Source organism: Phenylobacterium sp. (assembly GCF_030645195.1).
Classification (GTDB): domain Bacteria; phylum Pseudomonadota; class Alphaproteobacteria; order Caulobacterales; family Caulobacteraceae; genus Phenylobacterium.
In genome coordinates, this window is record NZ_JAUSLW010000195.1 from 1 (window position 1) to 10,903 (window position 10,903).

Genomic DNA, 10,903 nt, shown 5'->3' on the forward strand with positions numbered 1-10,903 from the left:
GTCCGCGCCCTGCACGCCGCCTACGGCCTGGACCAGCTCTAGCGGTAGGACGCCAGGCGCCGGGCGGTCCACAGGCCCGCCAGGGCCACCGGCAGGGCGGCGACGAAGACCCAGACCCCGGCCGAGCGCGCCGTGGCGTCGGTCAGGCCGTGGGAGAAGCCCACCAGATTGGCCACCGCGGCGGCTACAGCGGCGCCCGCCGCCGAGCCGGTCAGGCGCACAGTGGTCATGGCCGCGGCCCCGATCGCCCGCTCGGAGTCGGGCAGGGCGCCGAGGATGGCCTGGCTCATGAACGCCCAGGAGAGGCCGAACCCCGCCCCCAGGGCCGCCCCGGCCAGCACCACTCCCACCACCGAGCCGGTGGGGAAGACCAGGGCGCTGGCCCCCACCCCGGCGGTGGCGCAGACCGCGCCGATCAGGATCATGCGTCCCGGCCAGCGCCCGGTGAGATGGGCGACGGCCAGACCCGCGAGGGTCCAGGCCGCCGCCTCTCCCGCGATCACATAGCCGGCGGTCAGGGCAGACAGACCGGCGAGCTGCTGCAGGATCGCAGGACCGTAGATGGAAAATCCCATGGAGGCCGCCGTCAGCAGGAACATGCTGGCGTAGCCGGACCCGGGGATGGTGCGCAGGGAGCCCGAGCCCTGGGGCAGCAGGCGGACCACGGCGCGCTCGTCGAGCCAGACCATGGCCAGCAGCAGGGCGACGCCCACGGCGGTCAGCCCCGCCGAGCGGGCGAAGGTCCCGGCGATGTCGGCCGCGCCGATGGCCGCGACCCCGGCGGCGATCAGGCCCAGCTGGCCCCAGGCCACGCCCGAGCCGCCCTCCCCGTCCTCGCCCCGGGGCAGCATGGCGTAGGCGGCGACCGCCACGGCCACGGCCTGGATCGCGAAGAACCAGAAGACCCAGCGCCAGACGCCCAGGTCGGCGAAGACCCCGCCGATCATGGGGCCGACCAGGCTGGCGATTCCCCAGACCGCGGTGATGGCGGCGTAGACCCGGGGCAGCAGGCGGTTGGGGAACAGCAGGCCGATGGCCACCGAGCAGAAGCCGGTGACCCAGCCGCCGCCGATCCCCTGCAGCAGGCGGCCCACCAGGAAGCTGGTGATGTCAGGGCCCGCGGCGCTCAGCCCGCAGCCCAGGGCGTAGAGCAGGGCGGCGGCCGCGGTGGCGCGGCGCAGGCCGAAGCGCTGGGCCAGCAGGCCAGAGCTGGCGCCGGCCAGGACCGAGCCCAGCAGATAGCCCGCCGTGGCCCAGCCGAAATAGGCGTAGCCGCCGAGGTCGGCGCCGACGCTGGGCATGATGGTGACGGTGACCAGGCTGTCGGCGGCGCCGATCCAGACCCCCAGGCAGATGAGGATGAAGCGCGGCGCCCGGCCCTCGCCGAGGACGTCGGCCCAGCCGCCATCCGGGGTGGGGGGTGGTTTCATGTCGACAGGCTCAACGGGGTCTGGCGGCGATGGGTAGACGGGGCGGCGGGGATTTGCAATAGATTGATTGTCAAATGAGAAGCCTGGCCGACGACCTGCTGTTTGCGATGAAGACCCGGGGCCCCAGCCAGACCCTGGCCCTGGCGCAGCGCGCGGGCGTCAGCCGGCAGGCGGCGCGGCAGGCCCTGGAGAAGCTGGCGGCCGAGGGGCTGGCCGCCCATGTCACCGAACGGGCCGGGGTGGGCCGGCCCCGGCGCACCTGGTCCCTGACCGACAAGGGCCACGGCCGCTTCCCCGACACCCACGCCCAGATGACCGTGGAGCTGATCGAGGCGGTGCGCGAGGAGTTCGGGGCCACGGGCCTGGACCGCCTGGTGGCTCGCCGCGAGCAGGCGATCGCGGAGGGCTACAGGATCGCGGTGGGGGACGCCGGCCTGGAGGACCGCCTCACCCGTCTGGCCGCCCTGCGCGCCGCCGAGGGCTATATGGCGCAGTGGTCGCGGCAGGACGACGGCTCCTACCTGCTGGTGGAGAACCACTGCCCGATCTGCGCGGCGGCGGCGGCCTGCCAGGGCTTCTGCCGCTCGGAGCTGGCCCTGTTTGCGATGCTGCTGGCCCCGGCGCGGGTGGAGCGGACCGAGCACATCCTGGCCGGGGCGCGGCGCTGCGCCTACCGGGTCGCCGCCTGAGTCGGGGAGCCTATGGGCGGGCGGGGCGTTGGGGTGGCCTGAGGGACCGCCTCGAAGGATATCCAATGAAAACGCTTCTCGCCGCCGCCGCCGTCGCCAGCCTCGCGCTCGGCGCGCCCCTCGCCGCCCAGGCCGATCCCGGCGGCCACGGAAACGGCAAGGGCGAACGCCACGAAAAGGGTCACGCCAAGGGCCACGACAGCCGACACTACGAGGGCGACGACCATCACGGCGGCGCCTGGACCCCGCCGGGTCTGGCCAAGAAGCCGGGCGGCATGCCCCCTGGCCAGTACAAGAAGTTGTATCGCCAGGGCCAGCGCCTGCCCACCAGCTACATCGCCCCGCGCTACTACGTGGCCAATCCGCAGGCCAACCGCCTGCGCGCCCCGCCGGCCGGCTATCGCTGGGTCCAGGTCGACAACCAGTACTACCTGGCCCAGACCCGCAACGGCGTGATCGCCGAGGTGGTCTCGGCCCTCATCCGCTAAGCCAGACCGGCCCTTCCCCGCCAGGGGAAGGGCCTTGGCCTAGTTCGACCTAGCCGCCGCCCCTGGCAGCTTGAACTCCGGCGACCAGTGGGTGGCGGTCCCCGCCGTGACGTACCAGCAGATCACCAGGGCGCAGATCACCGCCCCGGGCACATAGGAATTGGTCCGCCGGTAGGTGAAGGCCGCGATCACCCCCACCATCGCCAGCAGCGGCACGAACTGGATGGCCACGATGGTGTTCAGGGGCTGCTGCGGCACCGCCAGCAGGCCGGTGAGGAACAGGCTGGCGTACTGGATCGCCAGCAGCAGGACAAAGCCCAGGCTCATGGCCAGGGCGCCGGTGAGGTAGGCCCGCGCCGCGCCCTCCCCCTTGATCGCCAGGTTGGCGTGCAGCGCCCGCAGGGAGACCAGGAAGAAGGCCGTCCACAGCGGCAGATAGGCCAGAGCCATCAGGGCGTGAGGGCCGTCCAGGGGCTTGAGCCCCAGGACCCAGAAGCGGAAGTCCACCTTGAACACCGCGTCGACGGCGACGAGGGCGAGATAACCCACCGCCACCGTGGCGATCCCGATCAGGGTCCCGCGCAGCCAGGCGTTGGAGAAGGCCGGCTTGCCGCCCTTGAGGAAGAGCCCCAGCCCCAGGGTCAGGACCCCGTTGAGCAGCGCCCAGACCAGCAGCTGGTTGGTGATGAACTGCGGGAACAGCCGCATGGGGAAGAACAGGTTCCCCAACTCCATGAAGGTGAAGAAGGTGGCCGCCGGGACCACGGCGGTCAGCATGGCCGCCAGCCACCAGCGGCCGTCGCGTTCGCTCGCCGCAGGCTCGGCGGGATGGGCGATCCCCGCGAACACCGGCGTCGCCATCAGCACCTGGAAGGTCCCCAGCAACAGCAGGACAAAGCCCAGGAAGCCGGCCCCCGTGCCGACCTCCTTCCAGATCCAGATCTGGTCGCCCGGCGGCAGGGGCCGCGCCGCGCCCGCGAGCCTGGCCTGGAACCAGTCCACGGCGTGGCCCACGCCCGCCGAGGAGAAGTGCTCCCAGGGGTGGGTGACGCCGGGATTGTAGAGCACCTTGGCGGTCCCGGCGGCCGGGTCGCCATAGACGCGGCCCTCCACGACGGGGCCGGCCGAGCCGAACAGGGCCTGCAGCGACTTGGACTGGGCCACGTCGGCGCCCTTGGCCACCTGCCACATCAGGGGGGCGAACTCGTCATAGCGGCCGAACACCACGGCGAGATTGCGCAAGGGGGCCTTGGCCCCCTGGCCGAACACCGCCCCGATGGCCGGGGTCGAGCCCTCCAGCACCACGGCCCGGTAGCCGCCGGGATAGGCCTCGGCGGCGGCCACGACGGGCCCGCCCCCCAGGCTGTGGCCCTCCAGGCCGATATTGCGCGCGTCCACGAAGGGCAGGCCCCGCAGATAGCGCAGGGCCGCGGGCCCGCCGAAGCCCTGGCTGCCCACCGGGCCGCCGGAATTGCCGTGCCCGGTCATGTCCATGGCCAGGACCACGAAGCCGCGCCGCGACAGCTCGATGGCGAAGGGGCTCTGCATCTCGCGGGTGTTGATATAGCCGTGGCTGGCCAGGACGCCGGGCGCCGGACGGGCCGCCGTGGCGGTGGCGGGGCGATAGAGCAGGCCGCTCATCACCACCCCCTTCTCGCCCGGGAACCGCACGTCGGTGACCGTGACGCCGTGGGTGGTCTGGACGACGTGGGCCAGGGCCGAGCCCCCGACGATCAGGATCAGGCCCAGGGCCAGCAGCCCCCATTTGCGCAGCATGTGGTCGCCTCCCCAGACGGTTGTGGCGAGGACTATGGGGGCGGTGGGGAGGTTGGGGAAGTGGGGGCGGGGATCGGCGGGCGGGGCCGAGATGCGCCATCAGCAGAAGTTAAGACGCCGACGGAAACTCGCCGTCCAAACCCGCCGGGCCGCGGTGCCGCGAACAGCGAGTTTTGGCCCGGGCCCCAGCGGGGAGAAACGACGGATTGCGGACGCTCGTCAGTCGAGAACAACCTCGAGGGAGCCGCCGAGGCAGGTCACATCGAACCAATCCGTCCCAGGGACCCGGCTGCAAGGAGCAACGCGACTGAAGCTGGGTGGAAGCCGATCCGAAGTGCGCCGAGGGCGGAGCCCTAAGCTTCGTCGCCGGCTTTGGGATTCTGCTCGGCCTTTGACGACACAACCATATGCTCAATGTCGGTTGGACCGACATCTTTGGCGGATATCACTGTGAGGGCGCGCTTCAGAACTCCTAGCTCAGGAAGCAACTTCGGTTGTCCGTTCTCTGGGATTGCGGGTTGGAGCAGATATTCACCCGCCGCTTCGTATGCCGAGAGAAACCGAGTTAGGTTGGCGTCTGTCTCAGGGTGCATCCGCATGTGGCGGGCAAGCACCATTGCTCCGCTACGAGTTGGTGTCTTGTCGGCACCCTGTCGTGAGGAAATCATCACCGTGTAGTGGGTGGGCTCCGTCGGGGAGATGTCCCGAATGATCGACAGGTAGATGCTCTCCTCGCTATCGACCTCGCCGAAGCGTTCAAGCCAACGTCGGAATATGTTCTTCGCCGCGTCAGCGTCGGTGAACATGAGCGCGACGCCTGGAGTTTGTCCCCCACCGGTGAGATACGCCGTACCCGTCCAGCCGGCACCATTCCACAAATTGTAGTCGATGACGGAGTGGACTTGAAGGTCGCGATGGTTGGGGTTCTTCCGGAAGTCTTCGGGATCAAGTTCAGGCTGATCGCCACTTCCCTCGACGAGACTGCGAAGATCGATGCGGGCGATTGTGGGCCGAGCTTCAAGCAGTGGATATGAAGTTTCGACGAGATTTGCCCAATCGGTCAGCCGGGCGATATCATCAGCGAACAGCCGATTGTAGCTCGTCGCGGTGACCTGGATCATGGCAATGCGGTCAAGCACCCCTTCGTCCTTCGCCAGCCGATCCATCGTTTGATCAGCATCTGGCACCACGCACGTCGACATCATCGTGATAAGCGCGATATCGATCAGGATGCCGACCGTGTCGGCACCTTGAACGTAGGATGCGGGCGATAATCCTTTGGGCCAAACCAGCCGCGCTGTTTGGTTTGTTAGATCGGGCTCGAACGCCGGCGCACTGACCGCTTCATCTTCCACGAGGGTGATGTGGTAGCGCTCAGTGTGCGGGTGAATTCGAAGATCGAAGGCGGTTGCGAAACAAGCTTCAATCGCTGCCAGGGCTGCTTCTGCGACAAGAATTGAAGTGGTTGTACCCGTAAATGACACTTCCACTTCGACGCCCAGGACGGTGGTCTGTAAGCTCTGCTCACCGCCTTCGTTGGTGATAAGTGGACCGCGCATGTCGTCCGACACTGGCTGGCTGGCCAGCGTCGAGAACATGGTCGAAACCCCCTCGTCAGTCTCATCCTCGGGAATCGAGCCGTCGGCTCGCAGAACCTCCTCATGCCCAAGCGCATAGAGCAGAGACGAACGCGCCATGTGCATGCCAAGCCGTTCAAGGATATCTGGCAGGTCCGTCAGCCGGCTCAAATCTTCCGGATGAAGGCTAAGAAAATTGCTGCCCAAGGTGAGATCGAACTCCGTGAGACGCTCTGAGAGCGTGGCTTTCGATTCCTCTGACAAAGGCATCCCTGCCAGACACCCATTCAGAAGCTGGATGGCCTGAAGCGTGTCGGGCAAATGGCGCAACTCAAGCGTAATCCCAGTGAGGATCGTGAGAGTGGGCACAAGACCGACGTTCATTTCGCCGTCTTCGCTATCCACGACAATCGACGCCGCGGCGAAGATGCAGCTTGCCCGAGCCGCCCAGAACAAGCCTGCGCGGGCATAGGCCACCGCCAGGAGTTGGAGGGCAGATATCAGCTCGGGGGCATATTCCTTTTTGGTGAGCTGCCGTGCGGCTCGGCCGAGGAGACGTATGCGATCAACATGGTTCTCGAAATCAAGCTGCTGGGCCCTTTTGAGTAGGATGCGCGCGCCCTCCGCCGAACCAGTCCGCTCGGTCACAAAAGCAGCGACCTCCTCGACCAGCGCGCCATAGGCCGGGTCATCTTCTCCCACCCGGCTTACAGCATCGATGAGCTTGATGAGCTTCTTGGCGTCGTACTCACCGAGCGTGGATGCGGTAGCCAGAACTTGGGACAGCTCTGGCCACGTTCGTGCGATCCCCTCCGGATCTCTGTGAACGACGGCGAGGTTCAGGCGTCCAAGAATGAGCAGGGTTTTTGCTTCAAGCGCATTGTTGGGGCGGCTTAGGTCGCCTGAGACAACCCCAAGGCGCGCTTGGAGGCGCGCAGACCGAGCCTCCAAATCGCATTGTTCCGGTGTGTAACCCTGATTGGCCACCGCGTTGAAAAGCATCTGGAGAAGGTTGGATAGGAATTCGAGATTGCGCGCGTTGTTGTCGTCGATGACCAACGCTTCAAACGCGGCATATTCTGACATCACCAGATCGACGTCGTCGAACCACCAGACAGCGGTCCAAAGTGCCTCGTATCGCGTCTCAAGTTTCTGGCGATAAGTTCCGTGAGCCTCAGCCAATCGGATTGCCCGCGCAAACCGGCCGTCCGTTTCCACTCTCGGGCGTTCGAGCGACCTCGAATACTTCGCAGCCAAAAGCGCCTCGGTCACCTCCTGCAGCCGCATTCCGGTGAACCGGCTTGGGTCGCTGAGGCCCTTTTCAAGCTCCTCAAGTTGTAGCGTTTTGGAGTAGTCGGCCGGCCCGAGACGGCTCGTGCTCGTCACCTCCTGCCCGACATGGAGGTAGTTGAAGGCCAGGTCTCCCCGATCATTTTCGAGGACCTCCTTCATTATCCAAGCGCGGTCGAGGATGGTAACCTCGATACCAAATTTGGCACTTAGGTCTTGTTCTAGTTTCGCGCGCGTCTTTGACTTCGCGTACTGGTTCGTGACGAAAAAGACCCGCTTGTAGCCTCGCTTGGTTCCGGCGATCCCCTCTACGTCCTTGCGCGCCTTAACAGCCCATCTCTTCATGGCGCTGAAGGCAAAGGCCCATTTCTCACTGCCTGCATTCGCGTCACCCACGTAGGTAAGCGTCGCAAGTTCGTCAGCGATCGGGAGTGTTTCGGAATCGGCCTTACTGTCCCCACCACCATCCGGTCCGGTCTGAGGCCGCAGGTTTGGACAGATCGCCCGCTCGCATAATTTCCGACAGAATATCTCGAAGTCCTGGGTTTGATTTCGAGAGGTAATGGTGTCGAGGTGGTGATCGAGCACCGGTCCCTCGATGACAAAGGTCGTCCGCTCGGTGGTATCCGAGTAGTTCTCGGGTCGCAGTTTCCGCATAAATTCGGAGGGCGAAGGCGTGTCGGTCGTCATTCTATCCTTCCCTTTGTTGCTGCGAATCTTTGGAACATAGATAGAACGCGCCCAGTCGAATTTCCAGACGCCTCAAAAAAGTGGCGTCATTCGCTCCTATGACGAGCTACCGAGTGACGTCGAACCCTGCCTCGTTGACGTGGCGGATGCCCCAATGGTCCCGCGCTAAGCGGACCCCTCCGATGGCTGACTTGGGTCGATGCTCCCCGTTGGGTCCGCGCCGCGAACGTGCCGTTGGCCAGCGTCGAGGCTCAAACCCGAATCCGGACATTCCCAACGGTGACTAAGAGCCCATTGCGGTCTCCGCCAGGCATTGCGCGCGCCCCAATTCCCCCTGCCCCTTCCACCCCGCCGGGTGCTAAGCCCGCACCTCCCTGGTGCGGAGATCGTCATGGAAGGCCCCACGTCCCACTTCTACGTCTCGCAGCGGCTGCGGCTGCACTATGTCGACTGGGGCAATGAGGGGGCGCCGCCGCTGGTGCTGGTGCATGGGGGCCGCGACCACTGCCGCAACTGGGACTGGGTCGCCCAGCGGCTGGCCGACCGCTATCACGTGATCGCCCCGGACCTGCGCGGCCATGGCGACAGCGAATGGGCGGTGGGGGGCGGCTACGACCAGGCCGCCTACCTCTATGACCTGGCCCAGATCATCCATCAGAAGGGCATGGCGCCGGCCACGATCATCTCCCACTCGCTCGGCGCCGGGATCGCCCTGAACTATTGCGGCGCCTTTCCCGACAGCGTGAGGAAGATCGTCGCCATCGAGGGCCTGGGCCCCTCGCCGGCCATGATGGCCGAGCAGGCCAGGCGCCCCGTGGAAGAGCGCCTGCGGACCTGGGTCGACGACCGGCGCAAGAACTCCGGCCGCACCCCACGCCGTTACGCCAGCCTCGACGAGGCCGTCGCCCGCATGGCGCAGCAGAACCCCCACCTGTCCCCGGACCAGGCGCGTCACCTGACCACCTACGGCGTCAACCAGAACGAGGACGGGACCTATAGCTGGAAATTCGACAACCACACCGGCGGCGGCGTCGGCGGCCTGTCCCACGCCGACCAGCACCGGCTGTGGGGACAGATCACCGCCCCGGTCCTGCTGGTGCGCGGGGCGGAGTCCTGGGCCTCGGACCCCGTGGTCGACGGGCGGATCGCCCACTTCCAGAACGCCCGGCTGGTGAACTTCGAGGGCGCCGGCCACTGGGTGCATCACGACCGGCTGGACGCCTTCATGGCCGAGGTGGAGAGCTTCCTGGCGGCGTAGAGCGCGGCGTGAAGAGATAACAGCGTTCGACGACAGGACGCCGCCGGTATAGGCTGGGCGAAACCCGTGGAGGACGCCATGCGCCGTCTCGCCTGCCTCGGTCTTGTCCTCGCGCTCCTCGCCGGGCCGGCCGCGGCGCAGGAGGCCAAGACGCCTCAGGACCGGGCCATCGGGGCGCTCACCGTCTTCGCCGTCGCCTATGCGGCCTGGATCTGGGAGGGCCGCTGCCACGAGCTGGACGGCGGCCGGCGCACCGAGTTCCAGCGGCTGATCGAGGCCGACCTTCTGGGGCTCAACCAGGTCTTCGAACCCCGCATCGTGGGGGCGGCCACCGGCTCGGGACGCGACACCGGCGAGAGCGCCGAGTGCGGCGGCAAGAACGCCGGCCTGGCCGCCTTCGGGATCGAGCAGGCCAGCGACGTGGCCGCGACCCTGAAGGGCCTGCCGCCGGGCTACCGGATCACCGTGACGCCGTAGGGCCTGCCTAGGGTCAGGGCGTGAGGGGCCTCCCTCTCCTCTTGCGGGCGCGCATCCTCAGCCTTCAACATCTGCCGTCATCCCGGGCGACCGCAGGGAGACCCGGGACCCAGGGGGGATTGCTACGGCCCCTGGGTCCCGGCTCTTCGCTTCGCTACGGCCGGGATGACGGAGTTGGGCCTGATCATCGCCGAGCTGTGGCTGGCGGCGCGGAAGGTCAGGGCGGCGCCTCCACCAGCTCCCCATAGGCGCGCCAGGTGGCGAGGCCGAGCCACGGGAAGACGATCACCAGGGCCAGGAAGCCGGTGAGCACGGTGGACAGGGTCAGGACCGAGATCAGCAGGGCCCAGACGATCATCGGCCCGAAATTGGCGGCCACGGTGCGGAAGCTGGTGATGGTGGCGACGAAGACGCTGGTCTCCCGGTCCAGCAGCATGGGGGCCGAGACCACCACCAGGCCATAGGTGAGGAAGGCGATGGCGCCGCCGATCAGCGAGCCGGCGATCAGCATGCGGTGGCCCTCCGGCGTGGTGAGCGCAAACGCCGCCAGGGTCTCCACCGTGCGGTAGATGACCCAGGTCGAGAGGCCGTAGACGATCTGGGCGATCTGCAGCCAGAAGAAGAAGATCATCAAGAGCGCCAGGCCCAGGATGGCGACGTCGGCCGAGAGCGCCCGGGGCACGAACAGCATGCGGGCCAGGGTCGGCCTCTCGCCCCGGGCCAGCAGGGCGCCGGCCTCGTAGAGCCCCATGGCCAGCATGGGGGCCACGAAGACGAAGCCGCAGGTGAGCGCGAAGACCCAGAAGGCGCCGCCGGTGGCCACGAAGCTCAGGCTGATCCAGAGGCTGAAGGCCGCAAGCGCCAGGCCGTAGGCCAACAGGGGCGGCCAGGCCCGCCAGAGGTCCTTCCAGGCGCCCCCCAGCCAGCGGAACGGCGCGCCCACGCCGATCCTGTTGACGCGCGGCAGCCCGCCCGATGACGCCATGGTTTCCTCCCCTATACCGATCGCGTCGTTGCGCGCCGGCGCGGTCAGGGTCGGGTGCGGAGGGCGGCGGGCGCATTGAGCCAGATCAAGGCGGAGCCGAGGCCGGCCGGCCCAACGCCCAAACTTGCGCCACCGGTGACATTCCTGCGCACTTCCTCCTTATTTCCGTCTCCGATCCGACGTCCAAAGCTGCTAGGGAGCGGACAAGACGGCCGGGCTGGCCGCGGGCCGTCCGGATGGGCG

The 10,903-nt window shown here is 67.3% G+C and carries 8 protein-coding genes; 4 read left to right on the plus strand and 4 right to left on the minus strand.

All coding sequences use genetic code 11. The features are described 5' to 3' along the window. Nucleotides 1-38: 38 nt before the first annotated feature. Nucleotides 39-1,430 (minus strand): MFS transporter, encoded by a 1,392-nt coding sequence (locus tag Q7T09_RS16790; RefSeq protein ID WP_304701265.1) that lies wholly within the window; start codon nt 1,428-1,430, stop codon nt 39-41. A 74-nt stretch (nt 1,431-1,504) separates the two neighbouring features. Here Q7T09_RS16790 and Q7T09_RS16795 point away from each other — a divergent pair, with 74 nt between their 5' ends. Both Q7T09_RS16795 and Q7T09_RS16800 read left to right on the plus strand, forming a co-directional pair. Continuing rightward, nucleotides 1,505-2,119 (plus strand): metalloregulator ArsR/SmtB family transcription factor, encoded by a 615-nt coding sequence (locus Q7T09_RS16795; protein ID WP_304701266.1) that lies wholly within the window; start codon nt 1,505-1,507, stop codon nt 2,117-2,119. Nucleotides 2,120-2,184: 65 nt separating this feature from the next. Next, nucleotides 2,185-2,607, plus strand: a complete 423-nt coding sequence (locus tag Q7T09_RS16800) for an RcnB family protein (protein ID WP_304701267.1) — start codon at nt 2,185-2,187, stop codon at nt 2,605-2,607. A gap of 39 nt (nt 2,608-2,646) precedes the next feature. Here the strand turns inward: Q7T09_RS16800 and Q7T09_RS16805 are convergent, their stop codons facing one another. Continuing rightward, entirely contained in the window at nt 2,647-4,383 is a 1,737-nt protein-coding gene (locus Q7T09_RS16805; protein WP_304701268.1) for an alpha/beta hydrolase, read from the minus strand. Between the two features lie 353 nt (nt 4,384-4,736). Further along, nucleotides 4,737-7,940 carry a hypothetical protein gene (locus Q7T09_RS16810; RefSeq protein ID WP_304701269.1) on the minus strand — a complete coding sequence of 1,068 codons (3,204 nt, stop codon included), beginning with the start codon at nt 7,938-7,940 and terminating at the stop codon, nt 4,737-4,739. 391 nt (nt 7,941-8,331) lie between these two features. On the opposite strand from Q7T09_RS16810, the gene Q7T09_RS16815 reads away from it, so the two are divergent. Together Q7T09_RS16815 and Q7T09_RS16820 are read left to right on the plus strand one after the other, a co-directional pair. After that, a complete protein-coding gene (locus tag Q7T09_RS16815) occupies nt 8,332-9,198 on the plus strand; it encodes an alpha/beta fold hydrolase (protein WP_304701271.1) in 867 nt (288 codons plus the stop codon). 78 nt (nt 9,199-9,276) lie between these two features. Continuing rightward, nucleotides 9,277-9,675, plus strand: a complete 399-nt coding sequence (locus tag Q7T09_RS16820) for a hypothetical protein (RefSeq protein WP_304701273.1) — start codon at nt 9,277-9,279, stop codon at nt 9,673-9,675. Nucleotides 9,676-9,892: 217 nt separating this feature from the next. On the opposite strand, the gene Q7T09_RS16825 is transcribed toward Q7T09_RS16820, so the two are convergent. Then, complete coding sequence (locus tag Q7T09_RS16825) at nt 9,893-10,660, minus strand: DUF2189 domain-containing protein (protein ID WP_304701275.1); 768 nt, start codon at nt 10,658-10,660, stop codon at nt 9,893-9,895. Nucleotides 10,661-10,903: the final 243 nt, after the last annotated feature.

Coding starts and splice junctions, on each gene's coding strand:
- Q7T09_RS16790 (WP_304701265.1), bottom strand. CDS start 1,430: ATGAAACCACCCCCCACCCCGGATGGCGGCTGGGCCGACGTCCTCGGC.
- Q7T09_RS16795 (WP_304701266.1), top strand. CDS start 1,505: ATGAGAAGCCTGGCCGACGACCTGCTGTTTGCGATGAAGACCCGGGGC.
- Q7T09_RS16800 (WP_304701267.1), top strand. CDS start 2,185: ATGAAAACGCTTCTCGCCGCCGCCGCCGTCGCCAGCCTCGCGCTCGGC.
- Q7T09_RS16805 (WP_304701268.1), bottom strand. CDS start 4,383: ATGCTGCGCAAATGGGGGCTGCTGGCCCTGGGCCTGATCCTGATCGTC.
- Q7T09_RS16810 (WP_304701269.1), bottom strand. CDS start 7,940: ATGACGACCGACACGCCTTCGCCCTCCGAATTTATGCGGAAACTGCGA.
- Q7T09_RS16815 (WP_304701271.1), top strand. CDS start 8,332: ATGGAAGGCCCCACGTCCCACTTCTACGTCTCGCAGCGGCTGCGGCTG.
- Q7T09_RS16820 (WP_304701273.1), top strand. CDS start 9,277: ATGCGCCGTCTCGCCTGCCTCGGTCTTGTCCTCGCGCTCCTCGCCGGG.
- Q7T09_RS16825 (WP_304701275.1), bottom strand. CDS start 10,660: ATGGCGTCATCGGGCGGGCTGCCGCGCGTCAACAGGATCGGCGTGGGC.